This is a genomic window from Stappia sp. P2PMeth1, from assembly GCF_900185735.1.
Classification (GTDB): domain Bacteria; phylum Pseudomonadota; class Alphaproteobacteria; order Rhizobiales; family Stappiaceae; genus Stappia.
This window is the reverse complement of sequence record NZ_FYAW01000061.1, coordinates 42,482-66,836: the sequence shown is the minus strand read 5'-3', so window position 1 is coordinate 66,836 and position 24,355 is coordinate 42,482. Positions and strand designations below refer to the sequence as shown.

At 65.9% G+C, this 24,355-nt stretch carries 22 protein-coding genes and 1 pseudogene; 14 read left to right on the top strand and 9 right to left on the bottom strand.

Annotation, left to right across the window (positions count from 1 at the left end):
- Positions 1-3: 3 nt before the first annotated feature.
- A complete protein-coding gene (locus tag P2PM1_RS24970; RefSeq protein WP_186390025.1) occupies positions 4-414 on the bottom strand; it encodes a nuclear transport factor 2 family protein in 411 nt (136 codons plus the stop codon).
- A gap of 407 nt (positions 415-821) precedes the next feature.
- Here P2PM1_RS24970 and uvrB point away from each other — a divergent pair.
- Positions 822-3,158: pseudogene (gene uvrB, locus P2PM1_RS24965) on the top strand (excinuclease ABC subunit UvrB); the annotation flags it as partial.
- Positions 3,159-3,592: 434 nt separating this feature from the next.
- Here the strand turns inward: uvrB and P2PM1_RS24960 are convergent.
- Complete coding sequence (locus tag P2PM1_RS24960) at positions 3,593-4,015, bottom strand: hypothetical protein (protein ID WP_186400967.1); 423 nt, start codon at positions 4,013-4,015, stop codon at positions 3,593-3,595.
- 200 nt (positions 4,016-4,215) lie between these two features.
- Positions 4,216-5,364, bottom strand: coding sequence for a helix-turn-helix transcriptional regulator (locus P2PM1_RS24955; protein WP_186400966.1), 1,149 nt, complete (start codon positions 5,362-5,364; stop codon positions 4,216-4,218).
- Between the two features lie 793 nt (positions 5,365-6,157).
- Between P2PM1_RS24955 and P2PM1_RS24950 the strand changes: the two genes are divergently transcribed.
- Both P2PM1_RS24950 and P2PM1_RS24945 read left to right on the top strand, forming a co-directional pair.
- The gene (locus tag P2PM1_RS24950; protein ID WP_186400965.1) at positions 6,158-6,448 is read left to right on the top strand and encodes a PAAR domain-containing protein; all 291 of its coding nucleotides are present in this window, start codon (positions 6,158-6,160) and stop codon (positions 6,446-6,448) included.
- A 135-nt stretch (positions 6,449-6,583) separates the two neighbouring features.
- Positions 6,584-7,312 (top strand): FkbM family methyltransferase, encoded by a 729-nt coding sequence (locus P2PM1_RS24945; RefSeq protein ID WP_186400964.1) that lies wholly within the window; start codon positions 6,584-6,586, stop codon positions 7,310-7,312.
- Between the two features lie 11 nt (positions 7,313-7,323).
- Here P2PM1_RS24945 and clpS read toward each other — a convergent pair whose 3' ends face one another.
- Positions 7,324-7,629, bottom strand: a complete 306-nt coding sequence (clpS, locus tag P2PM1_RS24940) for an ATP-dependent Clp protease adapter ClpS (protein WP_186390029.1) — start codon at positions 7,627-7,629, stop codon at positions 7,324-7,326.
- Between the two features lie 119 nt (positions 7,630-7,748).
- Here clpS and P2PM1_RS24935 point away from each other — a divergent pair, with 119 nt between their 5' ends.
- The 4 genes from P2PM1_RS24935 (at position 7,749) to P2PM1_RS24920 (ending at position 12,253) form a co-directional block, all read left to right on the top strand.
- Positions 7,749-9,896: a S9 family peptidase gene (locus P2PM1_RS24935; protein ID WP_186400963.1), complete on the top strand. Its 2,148-nt coding sequence runs from the start codon at positions 7,749-7,751 to the stop codon at positions 9,894-9,896.
- Between the two features lie 81 nt (positions 9,897-9,977).
- The gene (locus P2PM1_RS24930) at positions 9,978-10,538 is read left to right on the top strand and encodes a DUF3833 family protein (RefSeq protein ID WP_186400962.1); all 561 of its coding nucleotides are present in this window, start codon (positions 9,978-9,980) and stop codon (positions 10,536-10,538) included.
- An 83-nt stretch (positions 10,539-10,621) separates the two neighbouring features.
- A complete protein-coding gene (locus P2PM1_RS24925) occupies positions 10,622-11,383 on the top strand; it encodes a Stf0 family sulfotransferase (protein ID WP_186390032.1) in 762 nt (253 codons plus the stop codon).
- A gap of 102 nt (positions 11,384-11,485) precedes the next feature.
- Complete coding sequence (locus P2PM1_RS24920) at positions 11,486-12,253, top strand: S9 family peptidase (protein WP_186400961.1); 768 nt, start codon at positions 11,486-11,488, stop codon at positions 12,251-12,253.
- A 21-nt stretch (positions 12,254-12,274) separates the two neighbouring features.
- Here P2PM1_RS24920 and P2PM1_RS24915 read toward each other — a convergent pair whose 3' ends face one another.
- Positions 12,275-12,481 carry a DUF2892 domain-containing protein gene (locus P2PM1_RS24915; RefSeq protein ID WP_371328839.1) on the bottom strand — a complete coding sequence of 69 codons (207 nt, stop codon included), beginning with the start codon at positions 12,479-12,481 and terminating at the stop codon, positions 12,275-12,277.
- 293 nt (positions 12,482-12,774) lie between these two features.
- Here P2PM1_RS24915 and P2PM1_RS24910 point away from each other — a divergent pair, with 293 nt between their 5' ends.
- Entirely contained in the window at positions 12,775-13,566 is a 792-nt protein-coding gene (locus tag P2PM1_RS24910) for an alpha/beta fold hydrolase (protein ID WP_208985418.1), read from the top strand.
- 219 nt (positions 13,567-13,785) lie between these two features.
- Entirely contained in the window at positions 13,786-14,157 is a 372-nt protein-coding gene (locus P2PM1_RS24905; RefSeq protein ID WP_186390035.1) for a hypothetical protein, read from the top strand.
- 81 nt (positions 14,158-14,238) lie between these two features.
- Here P2PM1_RS24905 and P2PM1_RS24900 read toward each other — a convergent pair whose 3' ends face one another.
- Positions 14,239-14,838, bottom strand: coding sequence for a superoxide dismutase (locus tag P2PM1_RS24900; protein ID WP_186390036.1), 600 nt, complete (start codon positions 14,836-14,838; stop codon positions 14,239-14,241).
- A gap of 413 nt (positions 14,839-15,251) precedes the next feature.
- On the opposite strand from P2PM1_RS24900, the gene P2PM1_RS24895 reads away from it, so the two are divergent.
- A complete protein-coding gene (locus tag P2PM1_RS24895; protein WP_208985417.1) occupies positions 15,252-16,445 on the top strand; it encodes a YbfB/YjiJ family MFS transporter in 1,194 nt (397 codons plus the stop codon).
- A 68-nt stretch (positions 16,446-16,513) separates the two neighbouring features.
- Here P2PM1_RS24895 and P2PM1_RS24890 read toward each other — a convergent pair whose 3' ends face one another.
- Entirely contained in the window at positions 16,514-17,371 is an 858-nt protein-coding gene (locus tag P2PM1_RS24890; protein WP_186390037.1) for a branched-chain amino acid aminotransferase, read from the bottom strand.
- A gap of 272 nt (positions 17,372-17,643) precedes the next feature.
- On the opposite strand from P2PM1_RS24890, the gene P2PM1_RS24885 reads away from it, so the two are divergent.
- Positions 17,644-18,102, top strand: a complete 459-nt coding sequence (locus tag P2PM1_RS24885; protein ID WP_186400959.1) for a VOC family protein — start codon at positions 17,644-17,646, stop codon at positions 18,100-18,102.
- A gap of 104 nt (positions 18,103-18,206) precedes the next feature.
- A complete protein-coding gene (locus P2PM1_RS24880) occupies positions 18,207-18,887 on the top strand; it encodes a haloacid dehalogenase type II (RefSeq protein WP_186394203.1) in 681 nt (226 codons plus the stop codon).
- 136 nt (positions 18,888-19,023) lie between these two features.
- Here the strand turns inward: P2PM1_RS24880 and P2PM1_RS24875 are convergent, their stop codons facing one another.
- A complete protein-coding gene (locus tag P2PM1_RS24875) occupies positions 19,024-19,431 on the bottom strand; it encodes a DUF4332 domain-containing protein (protein ID WP_186390040.1) in 408 nt (135 codons plus the stop codon).
- A 70-nt stretch (positions 19,432-19,501) separates the two neighbouring features.
- Positions 19,502-19,897, bottom strand: coding sequence for a DUF2267 domain-containing protein (locus P2PM1_RS24870; protein WP_186390041.1), 396 nt, complete (start codon positions 19,895-19,897; stop codon positions 19,502-19,504).
- Positions 19,898-20,066: 169 nt separating this feature from the next.
- Between P2PM1_RS24870 and P2PM1_RS24865 the strand changes: the two genes are divergently transcribed.
- Entirely contained in the window at positions 20,067-21,671 is a 1,605-nt protein-coding gene (locus P2PM1_RS24865; RefSeq protein WP_186400958.1) for a helicase HerA-like domain-containing protein, read from the top strand.
- 353 nt (positions 21,672-22,024) lie between these two features.
- On the top strand, positions 22,025-24,217 hold the full coding sequence (locus P2PM1_RS24860; RefSeq protein ID WP_186400957.1) for an inverse autotransporter beta domain-containing protein: 2,193 nt from the start codon (positions 22,025-22,027) through the stop codon (positions 24,215-24,217).
- The last annotated feature ends 138 nt before the right edge of the window (positions 24,218-24,355 follow it).

The window sequence follows — 24,355 nt, the reverse complement described above, 5'->3', positions numbered from 1 at the left end:
TCATCACACAGCCTCGGCCGTCGACACCCCGAAGGCCGCTTCCAGTCGGGCCGTGTCCTCGAAAAACAGATAGTGCTCGATCTTCCCGTCGCACAGCTTCGCTCGCAAGGCCCAAGTGGACACGAACAGGCGCCCGGTGTGGCGGACGCGGTGCCGGAAGTGCCCCGATGCGAAGCCGAGCTTCGGGCTTTCCAGAGAATCCTCGACCTCGAAGGCCTCCGTTTCGAAGGCCGCGCGCAGCTCTCCAAGGAAGGCCCGCATCCCCTCCTGTCCGTGATAGGTGCCGTAGATCGGCAGGCGCGGGTCGGATGTCGCGCGAACCCCGACGATGATCGCGTCCGCTGCGATGAAGGGCAGAACCCTCTCCACATCGCCGCTCGTCAGGGCCGAAAAAAACGCTTCAATAACGCTCATGGAGCTGTCTCCTGTTGGAACCAGCCTCGGACCCTGGGAGCTGGGGTGCGCTCCAGGTCAAGAGGAAAATCTCAATCCGTCCCCTCCTGACACCGTTGTGTCAGCATGATGCGGGTTTCCGGCGGACAAAGCCGGAACACGGGGTTTCCCAAACGCGGCTTTGGGACCATATTGCCGCCATGGCCAAGCGACCCTCTACCTCCTCCCCGTCTTCTGCGTCGTCCTCCGGCAAAACCGGCAAGCCCCGCCCCGCCGAGGACCGTGACGATGCCCCGCCGCAAGGGTTCGGCGAGGCGCCGCAGGCTGCCTTCGAGGGAGCACCGCTCAGCGGCCCGGTGTCGGATTGGGTGCGGCAACTGACCGAGGACGAGCCTGCGCCCAAGGGGCGGAGCGCGGCGGAACCGGCGACGAAGGAGGCCAGGCCGGCGCGCACGGCGCGCGGCACCTCGATGGGCGTCGCCAGCACCCCGCGGGAGCGCGCAGCCGGCGGGCTCAACCCCGTCGCCGGGCTGGACATGAGCCTGGAAGACGCCGAAGCCCTGCTGGCGAAGCAGGTGGCGGAGACGAAGAAGGCGCGCAAGGGCCAGAAGGGGAGCAAGAAGCCGGCGCCGGAAATGTCGGACGGCACCACCGGCCACACGGCAACGGTGCAGGCGCTCACCGACCTGATCACCTCCGGCAATCCGCTGCACAAGAACGGCGTCGCCTGGGTGCCGCACCGTCCGGAGCGGCCTGCGAAGTCGGAAGGCGGCGTTCCGATCAAGCTCGTCTCCGAGTACGAGCCGCGCGGCGACCAGCCCACCGCCATCGCCGACCTGGTCGAGGGGCTGGAGAATGCCGACAAGACGCAGGTGCTGCTCGGCGTCACCGGCTCGGGCAAGACCTACACGATGGCGCAGGTGATCGCCCGCACCCAGCGTCCGGCGCTGATCCTGGCGCCGAACAAGACGCTGGCGGCCCAGCTCTACGGCGAATTCAAGTCGTTCTTTCCGGACAACGCGGTCGAGTACTTCGTCTCCTATTACGACTACTATCAGCCGGAAGCCTACGTCCCGCGCACCGACACCTATATCGAGAAGGAAAGCTCGGTGAACGAGCAGATCGACCGGATGCGCCACTCGGCCACCCGGGCGCTGCTGGAGCGCGACGACGTGATCATCGTCGCCTCGGTGTCCTGCATCTACGGTATCGGCTCGGTCGAGACCTATACTGCGATGACCTTCGCCATCGAGGTGGGCGAGCGCATCGACCAGCGCCAGTTGCTCGCCGATCTGGTGGCGCTGCAATACAAGCGCAACGATGCGGCGTTCCAGCGCGGCACCTTCCGGGTGCGCGGCGATACGGTCGAGATCTTCCCGGCGCACTACGAGGACCGGGCCTGGCGCATCTCGATGTTCGGCGACGAGATCGAGGCGATCACCGAATTCGACCCGCTCACGGGTCAGAAGTCGGCGGAGATGAAGAGCGTCAAGATCTACGCCAATTCGCATTATGTGACGCCGAAGCCGACGCTGGCCCAGGCGGTCAAGTCGATCAAGGCGGAGCTGGTGCAGCGGCTGGAGGAGTTGAACGCCCATGGCCGGCTGCTGGAAGCGCAGCGGCTGGAGCAGCGCACGCTGTTCGACCTGGAAATGCTGGAGGCGACCGGCTCCTGCGCCGGCATCGAGAACTATTCGCGCTACCTGACCGGACGCAACCCCGGCGAGCCGCCGCCGACCCTGTTCGAATACCTGCCGGACAACGCGCTGGTCTTCGCCGACGAGAGTCACGTCACCATTCCGCAGATCGGCGCCATGTATCGCGGCGACTTCCGCCGCAAGGCGACGCTGGCGGAATACGGCTTCCGCCTGCCCTCCTGCATGGACAACCGGCCGCTGCGCTTCGAGGAATGGGACGCGATGCGGCCGCAGACGGTCTGCGTGTCGGCAACGCCCGGCTCCTGGGAGATGGAGGAGGCCGGCGGCGTCTTCGCCGAACAGGTCATCCGCCCGACCGGTCTCGTCGATCCGCAGATCGACATCCGCCCCGCCTCCTCGCAGGTCGACGACCTCTTGGGCGAGGTGCGCGCGGTGGCGGCCAAGGGCTATCGCACACTGGTCACCGTGCTGACCAAGCGCATGGCCGAGGACCTGACCGAATACCTGCACGAGAACGGCGTGCGCGTGCGCTACATGCATTCCGACATCGACACGCTGGAGCGCATCGAGATCATCCGCGACCTGCGGCTCGGCGCCTTCGACGTGCTGGTCGGCATCAACCTGCTGCGCGAGGGCCTCGACATTCCCGAATGCGGGCTGGTCGCCATTCTCGACGCCGACAAGGAAGGCTTCCTGCGCTCCGAGACGTCGCTGATCCAGACCATCGGCCGCGCGGCGCGAAATGTCGACGGCCGGGTGGTGCTCTATGCCGACCGGACGACCGGGTCGATGGAGCGGGCGATCGCCGAGACCAACCGCCGCCGCGAGAAGCAGGAGGCCTACAATGCCGAGCACGGCATCACGCCGGAGAGCGTGCGCCGGTCCATCGGCGACATCCTGCAGTCGGTCTACGAGCAGGACCACGTCACGGTCGATGCCGGCTTCGCCGAGAGCGGGAACCTGGTCGGCCACAATCTCAAGGCGCATATCGAGGATCTCGAGAAGCAGATGCGCGAGGCGGCCGCGGACCTCGAGTTCGAGACCGCCGCGCGGCTGCGCGACGAGATCAAGCGGCTGCAGGAGACGGAACTGGCGCTGGCCGACGATCCGCTGGCCCGCCAGTCGATGGTGGAGGAGCGCAGCGGCGGTTTCCGGGGCGAAAAGAAATACGGCGCCAGCGCCAACTTGCCGAACGCCTCGAAAGTGCGGAAGAATACGCTCGACGAGATGACCGTCGGACGCACCGAGGTACCGCTGTCCAAGGGACCGCTGCCGAAGAAGCCCGGCAGTTCTCCGGAAGACGATGTCAGGCCGGTCGTGCGCGGCAAGATCGGGACGGGATCCTATGAGGACCCGGCGGAGGAGCGCCAGCGCCGCGGCCGCCCGAAAAAGAGCGGCCGTCCGGGGCGGTAGTTTGAAGCGCCGGCCTCAAGGCCTCTTAGCGAGCACAGCGACGTCCATTGGCTGATCCGGCAGCAGATGATGGAGACACGCCCCATCATCTGAGGCGCCGATCGCAGCACAAGGAACCGGGGCACTTCCTACCGCGACCGCAACCAGCACACGAGCTTCTCCGCGTTGTCCCGCATCATCTGCTCGATCGGAGGATTGTGGCACTGACAAGCGGCCATCTTTTCGACCGCTTCGATGAAGTCATCTTTCTTCGCATCGACTGTTGCAAGTCTCAGCAACTCGTTCTGATGAATGTCTCCATACGTCGCCGTATATTTGGTGCACCCTGGGTTAGCAAACGCCCCATTGTGGTCGAACTGATTCTGGGCGACAGTGAGGGTCGCGCCGCCGCCACCGCACCAAATCGCATCGCTGATGGGACTGGTGCCCGCATCAACCACGATGGAGCCGCATTTGCCCGCATCGAACGCAGCAATGTCTTGTGCCGCCCCATTCGATGCGGCGAATGTGAGGCCGATCAGGCAGGCCGCTGCCATGGTGAGAGTCTTCATCTCTGAATTCCTCCGTTCTCGAAGCTTCTGCTCATCTGCCTCGGCAATAGACTGCCGGGAAGATGGGCAGGCTGCCTCTCACCACCTAAAGTTGTCATGATGCAAATGAACCATGCCGGGCTCCATGGCAGCCGGCACCCCAACGTGGGCCACCAATCCCGCCAGTGGGCAGCGGATGCCACCCCTGAGGTTCCCGCAGCCTACCTCCCGCCGAGGCGATCCAGCAGCCTGACCAACTCGCTCTGGCGGGACGTGGCAGTCTTCGAGAACACGGACTGGAGTTGGTTGCGCACGGTGTGAATGCTCAGCGAACGCTGCTCAGCATAGGCTTTGAGGGAGAGTCCGTCGGCAAGCGCGGTCGCCAGGGCAGTTTCCGCCGGTGTCAGTCCGAACAGCGAAGCCAGCAGATGTGCACCCGCAAGCGACCCTCGCGACGGGTCCTTGACCACAAGCATCGCAGCAGCCATCGCGTTGCCGAGCAGGCCGGAGAGTTCGACCGTCGTCTCACTGCCGGACGGAAAGGGTAAGACCATCGCCACATGCGGCTGCCGATGTTCCTTGTCGCAAATCGGGAAGACATCCGGCACACGCCCCGCAAGCCCTGCGCGCAGGGCTGCCAACGCACCCACGATCATCTCGTTGGCTCGCGGATCGAAGGTTCGCAGACTGCGGAATGCATCGAAATGAAACAGATCGCCTCTCGCGGACAGCTCTTCGGCGGACCTGTTGCCGTGCAGTACGCGGCCGTCGCTGGATAGCAGGAAAACGGCATAACCGGACCGATCCAGTGCCTCTTGATAGCCTTGGCCGACGCGTTGCGCCTCGGCGAGGGCCCGCCAGGATTGGAATGCACGGCGCAGATGCGGCGCCAGCATGTCGAGCAGATCGATCCACTGCCGTTCCTTTCGGTCCCGATCACGGAAGCGTATGTTGCCGCCAAGCACGACGAAGCGGCCGCCATCGTTGAACAGGACAATTCCGCCGCCGCCGCCGATTTCCTCCTGCGGGCGTATCCAGTCGTTGAAGAACTCGGTCTTGATGAGTTCCTCTGTCGAACAATAGCTCTCGCTATAGTTGGCCTTGCCGATCTGCGAGCGCGCGATGCCGGGCAACCATGCATTTTTGTCGTAGTAGTGAGCGGCGTATACTTCGATCATGGCAGGGTCGTACCTTTCGCACTGAAGCGAGACCTGCCTCTGTGCCAAGATGTCGTACCCGAAGAACTGCGTGTGGATTCCCCCCATCGCCTCAGACAGAACCTCGATGAGAGCCTGCCAATTGCCGGTCATCGGCGCCTTGTAGATTGCCTCAATAATGCGGTTATATTGCTCCAATGAAATATCTATCATCGGCTTTCCTCGACATAACCGACACTTCCAGCTCGCACCGATCAACTGGCGTCATGAGCTGGGGCTTTGGACGAGCGGACTTCTTTACGCGAGTGATTTCAAGGAACATAAAAATACAGACGACACTTCCAATGCAGATGATGGCGCCCGAGAGATCAAAATACTATCCAGTCCAGGCAAGCCTAGCCTGCGACCGCCAGCATTGCTTCAGATCGCTCGACGCTCGCCGATTCATTCCATTGTTTCTGTCGTTCCCCTTCCTCAGGGGAATTATTAGCACACGGATAAATTTGGTGGAATATGATCCGAAGCGACAAGGTTCGCTAGGCATCCAGAGACGAAAGCATACTGACTGTAGGATCATCTGGAGAGACCGGAAAAACGGCTGGCCTAGGTCGTGGACTCATAATTGTGCCGGAAACGGCGTCTGGCCCGGCAATGATATGCCAGGAGGAGCGCGACGGCCGGGGCAGGTCCCCCGGCCGAGCGGTCCGACGCCGCAATGTGATGCCGGACCGACGCCCTTCAGGTCTGTGCGAACCTGCCGGCAACAGCGTCGCAAACCCTTGAAAACCGGACGGTTTCCTGCGGCCTTGCTCCTTGTATCCGATCAGGCTCGCGCAGGCCGTTTCTCGCCAGAATTATGAGTTCACGACCTAGAGCCAGACCCTCATACGACGAAACAGAGAGGCCCGACTGGAGCATGGCCGCACCTTCCAAGGCTCAGGCGATGCGGCCCCATGCGGTCGCGGGAGCGGCGCTTTCCGGGCGACCTGTCCGGATCGCTCTCGCGTTGCTGTTTCTGCTCCCCGTCCTGCCGGCGGCGGCGCAGGAGCTGCCGGCCTGCGCGGTCACGGGCGCCGCATCGGTGATGATCAACGGCCGTCCCGCCTTGCGCCTGTCGGATGTGGCGGCCTGTCCGCCGGGCCTGTTCGAGCCGGTGCCGGGCGTTTTCGTCGAAGGCGAGCCGGCCGTGCGCTTCGTCGCGCCGGCACAGGGCTGCGTCGCGGCGGGCTCCGCCAACGTGACCATCGAGGGGACGGGCGCGGCGCGCACCGGCGACGTGGCCTGCCCGGCCAAGTGATCCGGAAGCCCTGGGTCCGGGCTAAAAAGACGCAGCGTTATCCCGTGATTCCAGCGCTCCTCCGGGGACTTCCCCATGTCGCGCCACTGCGGCATGCGCTATAGAAGCGGAAGGTCCCGGCCCGGAGTCCGCTGCGTGAGCCTTCGCAAACTTGCCAATCGTTTTCGTGCCCGCCGCGCCGGGCTGGTCTCGCCTCCCCTTGCCGACGGGCATGACGAGGTGATCACCGCCGGCGGGGCGCGCCAGCTTTATCATTCGCGCTTCAATCCGGCCTGGTTCGGCGAACTCGGCATCGCTCCGAAGGTGATCGTCGACCTCGGCTCCTTCGACGGCGGCGACGCCTTCCGCTTCGCCCGTGCCTTCCCCGATTGCCGGGTGGTGACGGTGGAGGCCGACCCGCAGCGTTTCGCGCTGGTCAGCAACAATCTCGCCGGCGAGCGGGTTGAGGTGCTCAACTGTGCCGCCTGTGCCACGGACGGGCCGGTCGACTGGCATCCGGCGACCATCGATGGAGAAGTGTACGGCCAGGGCTCGCTCTACGCCCATACCGACACCTATCGCAGCCGCTTCTCCCATGTGGCGCAGCAGGCGGCGACGCAGGTGGAAGGGCGGCGCTTCGACACGCTGTGTGCCCGGCTCGGCATCACCGCCATCGACCTGCTGCACATGGATATCGAGGGCGCGGAGGCCGCTGTGCTGTCGAGCCTGGGGCCGGTGCGGCCGACGCTGATCTACATGGAGTTCAGCAAGGGCTATTTCGCCGGTGCGCCGGACGGACGCGCGACCCATCGCCGGCTGGAGGAACTGGGCTACCGGATGGTGCTCGACCTGTCCAGCGACCGGCTCTATCTGCGCGCCCGCTAAGGGGTGAGGCTTCAGGTCTCCGGCTCGGTCTCGAAGCGCAGCGGAAAGCCGTTGGCGCGCCCGGCCTCGGTCGCGCGGGTCGCCTTGGTCTCGGCGACGTCGCGCGGAAAGACGGCAACGACGCACACGCCCTGTTGATGCGCGGTGAGCATCACCCGCACCGCCTCGTCCTCGCTCATGCGGAATTCCGCCGCGAGCACCGCCACGACGAATTCGCGCGGCGTGAAGTCGTCGTTGAGAAGCAGCACCTTGTAAAGGCGCGGCCGCTCCGTCCGCGTCTTCGCGGACGGCTGCAGCGTTGTGGACCTGTCGCTCATGGTCGTGCTTTTATCACACAGCAGCGCGCTTGTGCACCGGGCGCGAAGACTGAGGATGCGCACGCGCGCAAGCGGGCGCCGCTCTTGCCAAGCCCCACGAAAGCGCCTACCTCCGCTCCATGTTGAAGACACCTCACAGCCCCCTTTCCGATGCCGCGGCTGCGCCGGCGCCGCGGGCGGACCAGCGCCCCCTCACCCTCATCGCCCATGGCATCGCCCGCGAGGATCCCTACCACTGGCTCCGCGCGGAGAACTGGCAGGAGGTGATGCGGGCGCCCGACACGCTCGATCCCGCCATCCGCGCCTATCTGGAAGCGGAGAACGCTCATCTCGAAGCCGGCATGGCCGACACCAAGGGCCTGCAGGAGACGCTGTTTTCCGAGATGAAGGGGCGGATCAAGGAAGACGACAGCAGCGTGCCGATGGCCGACGGGCCCTATGCCTATGGCTTTGCCTATATCGCCGGCGGCCAGCATCCGCGCCTCGTCCGCATGGCGCGCGAGACGGCCGAGCGCGGCGGCGAAGCCGAGGAGATCCTGATCGACGGCGACAAGGAGGCAGCGGGCAAGGCCTATTTCCGTCTCGGCGGCGCCATGCACTCGCCCGACCATTCGCGCCTTGCCTGGGCCTTCGACGACACCGGCTCGGAGTTCTACACCCTCCTGGTGCGGGACCTTGCCAGCGGGCGCGATCTCGACCAGCGGATCGAGGACACCGGCGGCGGCGGCGTCTGGTCCGCCTGCGGCCGCTATCTCTTCTATGTGCGGCTCGATGCCAACCACCGGCCCTCGAAGCTGTTCCGTCATGAGGTCGGCACCGACCCGGCCGGCGACGTGCTGGTCTACGAGGAGGCCGATCCGGGCTTCTTCATGAGCATCGGCAAGACCCAGTCCGGCCGCTTGCTGACCATCGACATCCACGACCACGAGACCTCCGAGGTCCGCCTGATCCCGGCCGATGCGCCGCTTGACGCCCCCGTCACGGTGGCGGAGCGCATCACCGGCACCGAGTATTCGGTGGAGGACGACGGCGGCGACACGCTGCTGATCCTGACCAATCACGGCGGGGCGGAGGACTTCCGCATCATGAGTCTGCCGCTCGCCGCTCTGCGCGCGGGCGCCGGCCCGGAGGCCTGGCGGGACGTGGTGCCGCATCGCGAGGGGCGGCTGATCCTCTCCTTCACCTGCTACGCCAAGCACATGGTGCGGCTGGAGCGCGAGGACGGGCTGCCGCGCATCGTCGTGCGCCGCATCGCCGACGGGCTGGAACATGCCATCGCCTTCGACGAGGAGGCTTATTCGCTCGGGCTTTCCGACGGCTACGAGTTCAACACCAACCGGATCCGCTTCTCCTACTCGTCGATGACGACGCCGGCCCAGGTGTTCGACTACGACATGGAGACGCGCGCGCGCACCCTGCGCAAGACGCAGGAGGTTCCGTCCGGCCACGATCCGCAGGCCTATGTGACGCGGCGGCTCCAGGTGCCGGCCGGCGACGGCGAGACGGTGCCGGTGTCGCTGCTCTACCGCAAGGACACGCCGCTGGACGGCAGCTCGCCCTGCCTGCTCTACGGTTACGGCTCCTACGGCATCACCATCCCGGCGAGCTTCAACACCAATTGCCTGTCGCTCGTCGACCGCGGCTTCGTCTATGCCATCGCGCATGTCCGCGGCGGCAAGGACAAGGGGTTCCGCTGGTACAGGGACGGTCGCCGGCAGGAGAAGATGAACACGTTCACCGACTTCATCGCCGCCGCCCGATATCTGGCGGACGAGGGCTTCACCTCGTCCGACCGCATCATCGCGCAGGGCGGCTCGGCCGGCGGCATGTTGATGGGCGCGGTCGTCAACATGGCGCCGGAGGCCTTCGGCGGCATCATCGCCGAGGTGCCCTTCGTCGACGTGCTCAACACCATGCTCGACGACACGCTGCCGCTGACGCCGCCCGAATGGCCGGAATGGGGCAATCCCATCGCGTCGCAAGAGGACTATCGGACGATTGCCGCCTACTCGCCTTACGACAATGTAGCGGCGCAGGCCTATCCGCCGATCCTGGCAGTGGCCGGCCTCACCGATCCGCGAGTCACCTATTGGGAGCCGGCCAAGTGGGTCGCGCGCCTGCGCGAGCGACGCAGCAACGAGGCCGCCCTCTTCCTGAAGACCAACATGGAAGCCGGCCATGGCGGCGCCTCGGGCCGCTTCGACCGGCTCAAGGAAGTGGCCCTGGTCTATGCCTTCGCGCTGAAGGTGGCCGGCGCCACGGACTGAGAAGCGATCCGGCGCGGGCCAGCCGCCGTAAACGGTATCAAGGGCAGCAGCAGGCTGCCCAGGCCGGTTACGGAGGTTACCATGCCCGCGCTGATCTTCTGCCGCGAGGCGGCCCGCGCCAACATTCCCGCTCTGGCGGCCGTGCTCGCGTTTCTCCTCCTGCTCCCGGTGCTCGCTGCCGGCTCTGCCCATGCAGACGGCAAGCCACTGGTGCTGGAGGAGTTTTTCCGGGGACGCACTGTCGGGGAAGGCGTGTTCGAGAGCCGGATCGCCGGCATCCGCCGCCCCTTCACCGTGGTTACCCACGGCACCTGGAACCCGAAGACCTTCACGCTCCGGCTTCGCGAGGACTTTCGGTTCGCGGACGGCGAGCGTGACACCAAGGTCTGGTTCTTCCAGAAGGTGGCGGAGAACCGCTATATCGCCACCCGTTCAGACGTGCTCAACCCGGTGACGATCACCACCGGCGGGTCGAGCATCCGCTTCGACTATGCGGCCAGGCTGGAGACCGAGAGCGGCCCGGTGGCGGTGCGCTTCTTCGACACGCTGACCCGCGTCGACGCCCGCACCTTGCGCAACACGGCAGAGGTGCGGAAATACGGCATCACGGTCGGCACCGTCGATCTGACTTTCCGCAGATAACGCGTTCCCGAGCAAGACGCGTCACGTTGCTGTCACGAAAGGGGGGAAGGATTCTTTTCCCGAATCCGACCTGCCTTTCGCCAATGCCATCTTTCCAGTCCTACATTCTCTGCACCTCACCGCGCAGCGGCAGCACACTGCTGTGCCGGCTTCTGGCCGCGACCGGCGTCGCCGGCAGGCCGGCATCCCTGTTTCATGAGCCGTCGCTGGACGACTGGCGCGAGCGCTTCGGTCTTTCCGGCGAAAAGGAACGCGGCGAGCGCGACATGCTCGCCCAGATCTTCACCTCTGCCCTCGAGCGTGGGCGCGGCGGCACCGGCCTGTTCGGCCTGCGCCTGCAGCGGCACAGCTTCGCCTTCTTCAGCGAGAAACTCGCGGTTCTCCACCCGGACCGACCGGACGATGCCGCGCGCCTTGAAGCGGCCTTCGGCCCGACGCTGTTCATTCACCTGACACGTCTCGACAAGATTGGCCAGGCGGTTTCCTATGTGAAGGCGCAACAGAGCGGGCTGTGGCACAGGGCCTCGGATGGCACGGAGTTGGAGCGGTTGTCGCCGCCGCGCGAGCCGGTCTACGACGCCGCGCTGCTGCGCAGCACCCACGACACGATGGTGACCGCCGACCGGGATTGGGAAGCCTGGTTCACGGGCCATGGCATCGCCCCGCTGCGCCTCACCTATGAGGCGCTTTCGGCCGATCCGCGAGGGACGCTGCGCCATGTTCTTGAAGCGCTCGGTCTCGATCCGGCAACAGCGGACACCGTCACGCCGGACGTCGCCAAGCTCGCCGACGCAACGAGCCGGGAGTGGGCGGAGCGGCTGCGCACGGATCTCGGGTTCGCGTGACGGCACGGCTCCCGCCGCAGATGCAGCCGTGCTAAACCTGAGGTGGCAGGTGGAGGGTTTCCCTCGGAAGTCGGGTGGTTGCAAGATCAGGCAGGAGTCGCCATGCCCCTGAACATCGTCCGCCGCCTCATTCCCGACTGGGGCACGACCTATGGCCCGCCGGGCGATGGACCGTTTCCTGCCGTCATGATCCTGCATGGGTCGGAAGGCGCCTGGTCGGGCTGGAGCCATCGCAATGCGGTCCTGCTCGCCGCCCATGGCTTCCTGGCCTTTCCCTTCCCCTATTCGAAAGGCGGCAACGCGTGGAACGCCGGCAGCATCGCCGACGTGTCGCTGGACCGGACCGCCGAGGCCCTGGCGGCGCTTCGGGGATTTGCCCCATCGGGCGGCAAGGTCGGCATCTACGGCGTGTCACGCGGGGCGGAACATGCCTTGCTGCTTGCATCGCTGATGCTGCGGGACGGCGTTGCCGGCGTGCCGGATGCCATCGCCGTGCACAGCGCGCCGGATGTCATTTGCGGTGCCTTCGATGCCCGCCGCTGGCGGGATGCGGGCGACCCCGGCTGGCAGGTCTGGGACCCTGGCGAGCGTGCCTGGTCCTGGCGCGGATCGAGCGACGACCTTCTGCCCACAACGCCGATCGAGATCGAGCGCTATGGCGGACCGTTGTTTCTCAGCCATGGCACGGCGGACAAGGTCTGGTCGGTCGAAACGACCAGACGGCTCGCCGAGCGGCTGCGGCGCCACGGCCGCACGCCTGAGGTTCACTATTATCAAGACGAAGACCACCTGCCGCGGAGCGAGGCGGAAAACCGGCACCACGAGAAGCTGATCGCGTTCCTGGAGCGCAATCTGACCTCTTGCGACTGACCCGGCCCTCGTCTGGCCTTCCTACTTGCCGCAGGTATTGATGCCGAGCAGCGTGTAGGCCGGGCACCATTTCAGGAAGGCGGTCAGCAGCGGCACGACGCCGATCCAGCCGACCCATTTCCAGGTGATGTCCGCCGGTCCGAACAGGGCAAAGGCGATCAGTGCCAGCCCTACGACGATACGGGCGATCCGGTCGGCACTGCCGACATTGGTGGTGATCATCGACATATCAGCTACTCCTTCGGGGGCTGCGGCAGGAGGCGCCTCGCGCTTTCCCGCAGCGTTCCCCTGCCCCACTTCCTGTCCGGCGGTCCACGTGCGGCACGCCGGCAGATCCGAAATTTTCTATTATTCGAATATACTTGAAGCCCCTACCCGCCCGCAAGCCACCCTGCTGCGGCAGGTTGGCGCGCGATCTCGCCGAGGGGCGGCCGGCGGCAATGGACAGGAGCATCATGCCTCGGCTATGCGGAGGCATGCAATGCTCGCCTCCTTCGACACGTCCCACCGCGATGCCCGCCGTGACCGATCCAGTACCCACCCACGACCTGCGGATCGAGACCGGCCGGGGCGCACTGTTCGTGCGAACCTGGTGGCATGAGCCATCCCTGCGAGACGCGCCGCCGCCGGTGCTGCTGTTTCACGACTCGCTGGGTGCCGTCGAGCTCTGGCGCAGCTTCCCCCAAGCGCTTTGCGAGGCGACCGGCCGGCCGGTGATCGCCTATGATCGGCTCGGCTTCGGCCGCTCGGATGCCTTTCCCGGCGCGCTGCCTGCGGATTTCATCGCGGCGGAAGGGCGGGACACGCTGCCGCTGCTGCGCGATGCCTTGGGCTTCACGCAGTTCATCGCCTGCGGCCATAGTGTCGGCGGCGGCATGGCGGTGGAAACGGCTGCAAACCACCGCGCGACCTGCCTTGCGGTCATCACGATGGGCGCGCAGGCGTTCATCGAGGAGCACACGCTGGCCGGTATCCGCGCGGCGCAAGCGGTCTTCGAGCGGCCGCAGGACCTGGCGCGGCTCGCCCGATATCACGGCGACAAGGCGCGCTGGGTGGTCGACGCCTGGATCGGGACCTGGCTCTCCCCCGCCTTTGCCGGCTGGACGCTCGATGACGCGCTGGCGGGCGTCACCTGCCCTCTTCTGGCAATTCATGGCGAGGCGGACGAGTTCGGCTCGCCCGAACACCCCCGCCGGATTGCCGGGGCGCAGGGGCGTTTCGTGCTGCTGCCGGCGATCGGTCACAATCCCCATCGCGAGGCGGAAGCGGAGGCGGCCGGGCTGATTGGATCGTTCCTCGCCGAACGCCTCTGAGTTGCGTGCGAGGATGCTGCCCCACATATGCCAGTGTCGCGTAACCGGCCTTAAACGAAAGACGATTACACAATGGAGTGACCCGCCGCCGGTACCGGCGCATCATCATCATTCCGCCCCAGTCCTTGCGCCAGATGGCAAGGATGAGGGACCGCAGGGCACAGCTTGCAGGACCGGTTACCTGACATTGCCGCCCCCAGAAGACAGTCGAGGATCGTCATGCCCGCTTCCAGCCTCTCCTTCCGCAAGACCGGAACCAAGCCCGGCCGCGCCGTGGCCCTCGCTCTGGCAGCCACGCTTTGCCTGTCCCAGGCGGGACCAGCGCAGGCAAGCTTCCTCGGCGACCTGCTGTTCGCGCCGACCTATAACGAGGAATATGTGCCGGGCACCTACGGTACGCGGGCCGACTGCCGCAACCCAAATTCCGGCCCCTGGCGCGGCATTGTCGGCGGACGCAAGAGCGTCGACCTGCGCACCGTGCAGTTCTCGCGCGAAGGCTGCTTCCAGACCGAAGCCGAGTGCCGCGCATTTCTCAACTATATTTCCGCGTACCTCACCCTGGTCTTCACTGCCCAGTGCAGCCGACGCTGACGAGGACATCACGCGCGCAGGAATTGAAAAAGGCGGGCCCGCGCGGACCCGCCTTTTCCGTTTGATGCGTTGCGCCAAAGCTTACGAGGCAGCCTGGAACAACTCGTCGACATAGTCCCAGTTGATCAGGTTGTCGACGAAGGCCTCCAGATACTTCGGGCGGGCGTTGCGGTAGTCGATGTAGTAGGAGTGCTCCCACACGTCGACGCCGAGCAGCGGCGTTGCGCCATGCACCAAGGGGCTCTCCCCGTTCGGCGTCTTCATGACGGCCAGCTTGCCGTCCTTCAGCGCCAGCCAGGCCCAGCCGGAGCCGAACTGCGTGGTGCCGGCGGCGATGAAGTCGGCGCGGAACTTGTCGAAACCACCGAGATCGGAGTCGATACGCGAAGCCAGGCCGCCCGGCAGCTTGTTGCCGCCGCCATTCGGCTTCATCCACTTCCAGAAATGGATGTGGTTGTAGTGCTGACCCGCATTGTTGAAGAGACCGGCGTTCTTGCCGAAGCTCTCCTTGACCACGTCCTCCAGCGACTTGCCCTCAAGGCCGGAATCCTTCAGCAGATTGTTGCCGTTGGTGACATAGGCCTGATGGTGCTTGTCGTGGTGATACTCCAGCGTCTCGGCCGACATATAGGGTCCGAGCGCATCGTAGGCATAGGGCAGGTCCGGGAGTTCGAAAGCCATGAAAACCTCCTCAGGGCGGAACGAGAGATCAATGCCGTCCGGGCGGACAGCACCCGCAGGCGGAAGCCGAGGCGCCTTTGCCACGGCGGCCTTGCACGGGTTGTAAACCATTCGGTCCGACAGCCGGATGACGGCCGGGCCGGGATGTCGGCATCTTCCGCGAAACGCGGTTGCTGCCTGTCACACAAGGCAAAATAGGCACGTGACCGGCAATCGGCAACGGGCTTATACCCCTTTTTCCCAAGGCCCTGATCCGGCCCCGCCGACCATGGCCAGTTCTCTCGATGCCCCGCCGGTTACCATCCGCTCACCGCTTTCTTGGGCTCCGAGGCGATTTTTCCTCTCGGCGATCTACCACCCACGCTAGATTTGCCTGCCCGCCTTTCTCGCCACGTTCCCAAGGCCGTCTCCGCATGCCCGCCAAGCCTCGCCCTGCCTCCGCCTCCCCCGTGCTGCTCGCCTTCGGAGGCTTCTGCGCCTTGGCCGCAGCCATGGGCATCGGCCGCTTCGCGCTGACGCCGGTGCTGCCGTTCATGAGCGAGGCCATTCCGCTCTCCGCCTATGAGGCCGGCCTCATCGCCTCGTCCAACTATCTCGGCTACCTGATCGGCGCGCTGGCGGTCATGGCCGTCGACAAGGAGCGGATCGGTCTCGGCTTCCTGTTGAGCCTTGCCGGCAGCGTCGCAACATCCGCCCTGATGGCGATCGACGGCGGCCTCGTCTGGCTGGCTCTGGTGCGCTTTCTCGGCGGCATCGCCAGCGCGGGCGTGTTGGTGTTCTGCTCGGTGCTGGTGCTCGACCGGCTCGCCGCCGCCGGGCGCGGCGACCTTTCCCAACTCTACTTTTCAGGCGTCGGCATCGGCATCGCGCTCTCCGCCGTCACCGTCGGCTGGCTGGCCCGCGAAGGCGCCGGCTGGCAGGGCCTGTGGGCGGCCTGCGGCCTCGTCTCGGCCGTCCTGTGCACGGGGGCGGCCACCTTCGTGGTCACGCGGGCGCCGCGTGGCGCGGCGGCTCCGGCCTCAAGCCCGCCCCCGCCCCGCGCCCACATATCGCCGGCGCTTGTGCGCCTCGCCACCGCCTATGCGCTGTTCGGGATCGGCTATGTGGTGACCGTCACTTTCCTAACCTCCATCCTGCGCCAGTCGGAAACCCTGGCGCCGTTCGAGGCACCGGCCTGGGCGGCGGTGGGACTGGCGGCGGCCGGTTCCGTCTGGGTCTGGGGACGGGTGTCGGCCTGGATCGGAGGAGCCTGGGCCTTCTCGCTCGCCTGCCTCGCTGAGGCCATCGGCGTTGCCGCCAGCGTCCTGTTTTCCAGCATGGCCGGCATGGCGCTCGCCGCCGTTCTGCTTGGCGGCACCTTCATGGGCATCACGTCGCTGGGGCTGATCGAGGGGCGGCGCCTGGCCGGCGGTGATCCGCGCAAGGTGATGGCGCTGATGACCGCCTGCTTCGGCACCGGCCAGATGGTCGGCCCGACCCTTGCCGGGCTGATCGCCGATGCAACCGGCAGCTTCTACTGGCCATCGATGGCGGCGGCTGCCCTGCTGGTTGTCGCCGCCGCGCTGGTCGGCCCGCTGTCGGGCCCGCGGCCGGCGCGCCCTTCGTGAAATGAAAGCGGCGGCGCAGCCCATGCTGCACCGCCGCTTCGATCGTCCGTCCGGTTCGCCCGACCCGTTCAACCGTGGGCGAACTCCCAATAGAGGTCGCGGGCGCGCTGAGCGACCGGGCCCGGCTGCAATTCGCGATCCTCGATGCGCTTGACCGGGACGACCTTGTTGTAGTTGCCAGTCGAGAAGATCTCGTCAGCATCCAGGAAGTCGCCATAGCCGAGCGTGCGCTCATAGACCTCGGTGCCGGCATCGCGCAGCAGCTTGATGATCCGCTGGCGGGTGATACCGTTGAGGAACGTTCCGTTCCAGGCCGGGGTATGGACCGCGCCGTCCTTGACCATGAAGACGTTGGCGGTGGTCAGTTCCGCGACATTGCCGAGCATGTCGAGCACGATGGCATTGTCGAAGCCGCGAGACTTGGCCTCGACGATCGCCCTCGCATTGTTGGGATAGAGGCAGCCGGCCTTGGCGTTGACCGGCATGGTCTCCAGCGTCGGCCGGCGGAACGGCGAGAGCGTCAGGGTGATCGCCGCATCCTTCGGCGCCAGCGCCGCCTCGAACAGGCAGAGCGCGAAACGGGTCGAATCGGCGTCGCCGGCGATGGTGCCGATGCCATCGCCCTCGGCCCAGTACATCGGCTTCACATAGACCGGCGTGTTGGGAGCAAAGCGCGACAAGCCGTCCTTGGTGAGTTCCATCATCTCGCCCGCCTTCATCACCGGCTTGAGGCCGAGGGCGCGGGCGGAATCGTTGAGCCGCTGGCAATGCAGGTCGAGGTCCGGCGTCACTCCCTCGAAGGCGCGCGCACCGTCGAACACCGACGAACCGAGCCAGGCCGCGTGGGTGCGCGTCCCCATGATCGGAGCATTGCCCTCGATCCAGTTTCCGTCGATCCAGTTCCAGGTCTGCGACCACTCGCTCATCTTGTGCTCCCGATCCGTTTTCTCGCGATTGGAGGGGGATCGAACGCCCTTCGCCGGCGAAGGTCAAGGCCTCGCCTCGGTGTCTCCGGAAAAGGACAGATTTGTTCCACCGGTCCGGCGCTCCCTTTCAGATCAATCCGGATTCAGCAGATTTTCGGAATGTTGTTGCGCCCCCTTCCGCTTCATCACCAGGCCGCCACACGCAGCCTCTGGAATTATCGTTCTCGATATGTTCTAAATTCACTGCAACACACGCAAAAGGCCCAGAACTCATGGAACAGCGACTGACCCTGGTAACACTCGGCGTCGATGACGTCGCCGAAGCGCGGCGCTTCTTCGAGGAGGGGCTCGGATGGCGGGCGGCAGCCGTTGACAGCGACGAGGTCGCCTTTTTCGACTGCGGCTCCTGCGCGCTCGCCCTGTTCGGTCGCGGCTCGCTGGCGCATGACGCTACGGTCACGGATGACGGCGGTCGCTTCGTGCCGGTCTCTATCGCCTGGAACGGACGCAGCCGAGCCGAAGTGGATGCCGCCTTTGCCAAGGCGGTTGCGGCGGGCGGCGACCCGGTCAAGGCGCCGGAGGAGGTCTTCTGGGGCGGTTACTCGGGCTATGTGCGCATCCCGGGAGGCCATCTGCTGGAGCTTGCCCATAACCCGGACTGGTCTCTCGACGAGACCGGGCGCATGCAGCTTCCTGAGCCGGCTTCTTGTGCGCCGCACAAGAAGCCTTGACCTGCGGGCGGGATGGCTGTTTGCTTGGCAGGTGAACAAAATTGCGGCACCGCCGCCGCAGAGCTCCCGCCATCGGGCGCTCGTCCCGCCAAGGCCCCGACCTCATGTCCCGTTCTGCGACCCGCCCCGTCTCCGCCTATGTCTTCGATGCCTATGGCACGCTGTTCGATGTGCATGCGGCAGTGCGCCGTCATGCCGGCGACCTCGGGCCCGAGGCGGTGCACCTGTCGACCCTGTGGCGGCAGAAACAGCTCGAATATTCCTGGACCCGGGCGCTGATGGGCCGCTACCTGGATTTCTGGACCCTCACCGAGCAGGCCCTCGATACGGCGATGGCGATGACAGGCAAGAGCGATGCCGACCTGCGCCAGAGGCTGCTCGACGCCTATTGGAAGCTCGATTGCTACCAGGAAGTTCCGACCGTGCTGAAGCGTCTCAAGGACGACGGCAACCGGCTGGCAATCCTGTCGAATGGCTCCCCCGCGATGCTGGAGGCGGCCGCGCGCGCTGCCGGCATCGAAGACCTGCTCGACGAGGTGTTTTCCACCGATCTGCTGAAGACCTACAAGACCCGGCAGGATGTCTACGAACTGGTGACCAACCACTTCCGCATCTATCCCGAAGCGGTGTCGTTCCAGTCGTCCAACCGCTGGGACATTGCAGGTGCCACCGCCTTCGGCTTCCGGGGCGTGTGGATCAACCGCATCGGCGCGGCAGACGAATACGCCGATCTGCCGCCGGTCGCGGTGCTGGCGGATCTGGACGGCCTGCTGGCACTCGCGTGAGTGGGACGCCCCCCCGGCAACGCGCGGCACCGGCAACCGCGCGGCAAGCGCAAGCCGCCCCGGCCCTGATTGAGCCGGAGCGCGCGATGCACACGGGCCGCTGCCCGTCAGCAGGTCCCGTCGGTACGTCCGTCCGTCAATAGGTCATGGTCGGGGGCAGGCTCTTGGCCTGCTCCACCCATTTCTCCACCGCCGACTCGCTCGGAAGCTGACGAACGAGCTTCTTGGCCTCGTTCACTTCCTTCATCTTCGCGTGGAGGTTGGCCGGAACCCGGTGCTTGAGTTCCTTGACCGTGTCGACGCCGGCAGCCTCGAGCAGCTCGGAATACTCCTCGCCAACGCCGCTGATGCGCATCAGGTCGGCCATGTTGGCCCATTTGAGGATGCGCTTGTCGTCGATGCCAGTCTCCTCGGCCAGCGCCTTGCGCCCCTTCGGATCCTTCGCCCGCTCCAGATAGGCGTCCGTGGTCCTGATGCCGATGGCCTGAAGCTTGCCGGCATAGACCGGGCCGATACCCTCGATCTCGTCAATGGAATAAGACATCACCACCTCCACATTGCCCCGGCACTGATCGCCGAGCTTGACTCCGAGCCGCGCGGGGACCGCGAACCTCTCACAGAACCTGGCCGAGCCCCGGGATCGAGGCGACAACCCGGTCGACCACATCGGCCCCCACATGTTCGCGTGCCGCCTGGATCAGTTCCCGCGTGACGGCCTGAACCTCCCCCATGTCGAGGCCGGCGTCGGTCAGTTCGTTGAGGGCGGCCATGGCTCCCATGCCACCGCCAATGCTGCCGCCGAGCTTGCCGGCAAGACTGCCGAGCAACCCGCCACCGCCACCCTGCTCCGCCATCAGAGCAGATGCTCCCGGCAGCGCCGCAACGATACGGGCGACCGCGTCCTGCGGCCCATCTCGATTGAGAAAATTGAGGATGATGCCAATGGCCTGGCGCGCGAGGTCCTCGCTGATGCCGGCAGCCGAGGCAATGCGGCCAATAAGCTCGTCCATCTGTCCTCTCCCCCTTGAGGAATCATCGAGCGTCTGCCTGCCAATCTGGCACGAGAGCGCGCGCCGCGACAACCGCTATACACAGGTCCGTCCGCGGGTTACATGAGATTTCGGGCGCGCTGCCAGGGTTGGCGGTGCGCACGCCACGCAACGCAGCGGAGACGGCAAGGTGCAGCAGGACGCAGACAGGATCTTCATCGGCGCTTCGGACAAGCCGGAATATCTGACGCTGAAGCTCGCCAACCGGCACGGACTGATCACCGGCGCCACCGGCACCGGCAAGACCGTGTCGCTGCAGATCCTCGCGGAAGGCTTCTCCAATGCCGGCGTGCCGGTCTTCTGCGCCGATGTGAAAGGCGATCTCGCCGGCATCGCCGCGGCCGGCGACCCCAAGGACTTCCTCGAAAAACGCGCCGCCCAGATCGGCTTTCTGGAAGATTACATCTACGAAGACTTCCCCACCCTGTTCTGGGACCTGTTCGGCGAGCAGGGCCACCCGATCCGTGCCACGGTCTCCGAAATGGGCCCGCTGCTGCTGTCGCGTCTGATGGATCTCAATCCGACGCAGGAAGGTGTCCTCAACATCGCCTTCAAGCTGGCCGATGACGAGGGGCTGCTGCTGCTCGACCTGAAGGACCTGCAGGCGCTGCTCGCCCATGTGGCCGAGCGCTCGTCCGAACTCTCCGGCCTCTACGGCAATGTCACCAAGGCCTCGGTCGGCGCCATCCAGCGCCAGTTGCTGGTGCTGGAACGCCAGGGCGGCAACGCCTTCTTCGGCGAACCGGCCCTCGACATCCGCGACATGATGCGCACCACCCGCGACGGGCGCGGCGTCGTGTCGGTGCTGGCCGCCGACAAGCTAATGGGCGCACCGCGCCTCTACGCCACCTTCCTGTTGTGGCTCCTGTCGGAACTGTTTGAAGAGTTGCCCGAGATCGGCGACCCGGAGAAGCCGAAGCTCGTCTTCTTTTTCGACGAGGCGCACCTGCTGTTCTCGGAAGCCCCCAAGGCGCTGCTGGAGAAGGTCGAGCGGGTGGTCCGCCTGATCCGCTCCAAAGGCGTCGGCGTCTATTTCGTCACCCAGAACCCGCTTGACGTGCCGGACACGGTGCTGGCCCAGCTCGGCAACCGGGTGCAGCATGCCCTGCGCGCCTACACACCGCGCGAGCAGAAGGCCGTGAAGGCGGCGGCGCAAACCTTCCGCCCCAATCCGGACCTCGACACCGAGCGCACGATCATGGAGCTCGGCGTCGGCGAGGCGCTGGTCTCCATGCTGGAAGGCAAGGGCGTACCCTCCATCGTGCAACGGACCCTGATCCGCCCGCCCTCCTCGCGGCTCGGTGTGCTGAGCGCCGAGAAGCGGGCCGAGATGCTCAAGGCAAGCCCGCTTGCCGGCGTCTATGACGAGACGATCGACCGCCATTCCGCGTTCGAGATGCTGCAGCAACGGGCGGAGGAATCGGTGATGCTGGAGGAGCGCCAGCGCATGCGCGAGGAACAGGAAGCGGCACGTCGCGGCGGCGTTCCGCGCCGCACCCGCTCCGGCTTCGAGATCCCCGACTTCGACCGGGCTCCGCGGCCAATGCCGCAGGCGCCGGAGCCGGTGCGAACCCCGTCACGCACGACGTCGCGGCCGCCGGCCACCCGCCCCACCCGCTCGCGAACCGACAGCGTCGCCGATGCCGCGGTGAAGTCGGTGGTCCGCTCGCTCGGCTCGGCGCTCGGCCGCGCGCTGGCCCGGGGCGTGCTCGGCTCCATCAAGCGGGGAAGCTGAGCCGCACACTGTCCACACCTTCGTCACGCCCAGAAACTCCTTCACCCCCTGAAAACTGACTGCCGTTGCGGCGCCGCGACGGCAGTCGCGTGCCGCTGGCTGGCAGATTGCACGAGGCAGCGCAGGCCAAAACCAGACTTATTGACTCATGTTTTTGCAGGGGTTATGCCTCCCCTTGCCGAGCGGACCTGAGGTGTCCGCTCCCGATCCTCCGGCCCGCCCGAGCAAGCGATACGCAGCAAGGTCTGGCCCATCCCGGACATTTCAAAAAGAAGACCGCGCGGACCTGCGCGCCGCGGCCGGGCGTGTCTGCCCGGGCGCAGTCGCGCCCGTTTGCCCGGAAAAGGTGAGGCATGACGTCAAGCAGATCGAAGCTCATGCGCGCGACCGCGCTGTGCACCGCCCTGTGCGGTTCCCTCCTCAGCGCCATGCCGGCCGGCGCCCAGCAGGCAGCAACGCCGCTGCCCGAGGCTCCGTTGTGGGGACCGCATCTGGAGATCGGCGGCAAGGCAGGCACGAAGGGCAGTTCCAGCACCGGCGAGACGACCCTGTTCGTACCGCTGTTCCAGACCTTCGACCGGCTGATCTATACCGATATTCGCGGCACGTTCGGCGCGGCAGGATCGCAGGAAGTCAATGCCGGTCTCGGCATCCGCCAGATCATCGACAACCGTTGGATCGTCGGCACCTATGGCTTCCTCGATTACCGCCGATCGCACTACAACAACCACTTCCTGCAGATGACACTCGGCGCCGAGCTGATGACCGAGCGCTTCAACCTGCGGGCCAATGCCTATCTGCCGGTCGGCAAGACCAGGCATCAGCTCGCCTCCCACGACACGGCTCGCGTCGGCCCGGCCTCGATCACGGTGCGCGGCGGCGAAGAGCGCGCCCTGCGCGGTCTCGACCTGGAAGCAGGCGCGCTGACCGGCCTCAGCCTGCTGGGCAACGGGCGCGACGAGTTCTGGGTACATGGCGGCGGCTATGCCTTCTGGGAGGACAAGGCCGAGACGGTGTGGGGACCGCGCGTGCGGGCCGAATACCGAATGAACGACGTGCTTGTCGAAGGCAGCCGCGTCAGCCTGCTTGCCGAATATCAGTATGACAGCCCGCGCGGCTCGCAGGGCTTCTTCGGTGCTCGGCTGCGTCTGCCGCTGCAGCGGGTGATCGGCCGGGAGGAGAGCGGCACTCGCCTCACCGCACTCCAGCGCCGGATGACCGAAACGGTGGTCCGCGATGTCGACGTGGTCACTCAGGCAGGTGCCTTCGGGGCCGAGGTGACGGGCGTCGACGCCCGCACCGGAGCTGCGCTCGACAACCTCGTGGTGATCGATCCCGCGACAGGCGACATCGGACAGGCCATCGGAGCGGCGGCCCCCGGCCAGCAGGTGTTCGTCAACGGCACTGGCGCGGTGATCGAGATCGACGACACCATCTCGCTTGCCGCCAACCAGAGGGTTGCCGGCGCCTTCGATGTGCGCAACCCCTTGACCGGTCGCATCCTTCGCGTCGGCGACACCCGCCTGCATGGCAGCGACGCCACGCGCGACCTGTTCCAGATGGCCGACGACACGGCACTTTCGGGCTTTTCCCTGTCCGGCGGGCGCCATGCCATCACTTCCAACGGTGCCAGCAGGGTCTCGCTCACCGACCTCAGCATCTCGAACGTTGCCGGCGCGGGCATCAACTTCGAGAACGGCTCGGATCTCACCATCGCCCGCCTCGCCTTGTCGGAGATCGCCTTCGACACCGCCCATGGCTTCAGCAACTTCTCGCCGACCGCGACCCTAAGGGGTGTCGGCATCCGCCTCAATCGTGCCAACGGCGTCGCGGTGGAGGACGTTACCGCCGACCGGGTCGGCATGGGCATCTTCGCGAATGTGTCGCAGGACCTTGCCTTCAAGAACGTCAGCATCTCCAACACCGCCAAGGAAGGTCTTGTCTTCCATTACGTGCACCGCGCCGATCTCGACAAGGTCGACATTGCCCAGACCACGGCGGACGGCGCAGCCTTCGTCGCCTCCGGCGAGATCGCCTACCGAAACTCGGTGCTGACAGGCCTTGGCGCCCTTCCCAGTCTTGGGGTTCGCAGCGGCGTCAATATCAGTTCCTTCAGCGGCGACTGGTCGATCATCGTCGGATCCGAATCCAACCATGGCTACCGCTTCGACAACCTGACCATCGATGGCGCCACCAATAGCGGCATGATGATCATGGGCATCCGCGACTCCAGCTTCACCAATATCGACATCGCCAATGTCGACATGATCGGCATTCAGCTCATGCAGATGCTCAACCCGTCCGACGCCCTGACGTTCGAGACTGTCGCCATCGATCAGGCGGGCCGAGCCGGCTTCTGGCTGATGGGTGACTTCGCGGCTCTCAATGGCAACGTCACCGTGACCGGAACGGCGGAGGCCTGCGGCCGATCGCCGTTCATGCCGACGAGCCTGGCTCAATCGGGCGGTGCCGCCCTGGTGATCAACGGCGCGGAAATCACCACTGCGGACGTCATGAGCGCCTGCGCGCCGGTCAACAACTACTGACCCCTTCCGAGCGCCGTCGCACCCTTGCGGCGGCGTTCGCGGGCGCTCATCTGATCGAGTGCGACGACGGCACGGCGCAGGCTGCCCGGAGTGCGGGACAGCGACGCGCCGTGCCTTGCCTTGGCTCCTGATCTGTGT

What these genes read in the sequence shown, in the direction of transcription:
- P2PM1_RS24970 (WP_186390025.1), bottom strand. Translation starts at nt 414, where the DNA reads ATGAGCGTTATTGAAGCGTTTTTTTCGGCCCTGACGAGCGGCGATGTG.
- P2PM1_RS24960 (WP_186400967.1), bottom strand. Translation starts at nt 4,015, where the DNA reads ATGAAGACTCTCACCATGGCAGCGGCCTGCCTGATCGGCCTCACATTC.
- P2PM1_RS24955 (WP_186400966.1), bottom strand. Translation starts at nt 5,364, where the DNA reads ATGATAGATATTTCATTGGAGCAATATAACCGCATTATTGAGGCAATC.
- clpS (WP_186390029.1), bottom strand. Translation starts at nt 7,629, where the DNA reads ATGAGCGACAGGTCCACAACGCTGCAGCCGTCCGCGAAGACGCGGACG.
- P2PM1_RS24935 (WP_186400963.1), top strand. Translation starts at nt 7,749, where the DNA reads ATGTTGAAGACACCTCACAGCCCCCTTTCCGATGCCGCGGCTGCGCCG.
- P2PM1_RS24930 (WP_186400962.1), top strand. Translation starts at nt 9,978, where the DNA reads ATGCCCGCGCTGATCTTCTGCCGCGAGGCGGCCCGCGCCAACATTCCC.
- P2PM1_RS24925 (WP_186390032.1), top strand. Translation starts at nt 10,622, where the DNA reads ATGCCATCTTTCCAGTCCTACATTCTCTGCACCTCACCGCGCAGCGGC.
- P2PM1_RS24920 (WP_186400961.1), top strand. Translation starts at nt 11,486, where the DNA reads ATGCCCCTGAACATCGTCCGCCGCCTCATTCCCGACTGGGGCACGACC.
- P2PM1_RS24915 (WP_371328839.1), bottom strand. Translation starts at nt 12,481, where the DNA reads ATGTCGATGATCACCACCAATGTCGGCAGTGCCGACCGGATCGCCCGT.
- P2PM1_RS24905 (WP_186390035.1), top strand. Translation starts at nt 13,786, where the DNA reads ATGCCCGCTTCCAGCCTCTCCTTCCGCAAGACCGGAACCAAGCCCGGC.
- P2PM1_RS24900 (WP_186390036.1), bottom strand. Translation starts at nt 14,838, where the DNA reads ATGGCTTTCGAACTCCCGGACCTGCCCTATGCCTACGATGCGCTCGGA.
- P2PM1_RS24895 (WP_208985417.1), top strand. Translation starts at nt 15,252, where the DNA reads ATGCCCGCCAAGCCTCGCCCTGCCTCCGCCTCCCCCGTGCTGCTCGCC.
- P2PM1_RS24890 (WP_186390037.1), bottom strand. Translation starts at nt 17,371, where the DNA reads ATGAGCGAGTGGTCGCAGACCTGGAACTGGATCGACGGAAACTGGATC.
- P2PM1_RS24885 (WP_186400959.1), top strand. Translation starts at nt 17,644, where the DNA reads ATGGAACAGCGACTGACCCTGGTAACACTCGGCGTCGATGACGTCGCC.
- P2PM1_RS24880 (WP_186394203.1), top strand. Translation starts at nt 18,207, where the DNA reads ATGTCCCGTTCTGCGACCCGCCCCGTCTCCGCCTATGTCTTCGATGCC.
- P2PM1_RS24875 (WP_186390040.1), bottom strand. Translation starts at nt 19,431, where the DNA reads ATGTCTTATTCCATTGACGAGATCGAGGGTATCGGCCCGGTCTATGCC.
- P2PM1_RS24870 (WP_186390041.1), bottom strand. Translation starts at nt 19,897, where the DNA reads ATGGACGAGCTTATTGGCCGCATTGCCTCGGCTGCCGGCATCAGCGAG.
- P2PM1_RS24860 (WP_186400957.1), top strand. Translation starts at nt 22,025, where the DNA reads ATGACGTCAAGCAGATCGAAGCTCATGCGCGCGACCGCGCTGTGCACC.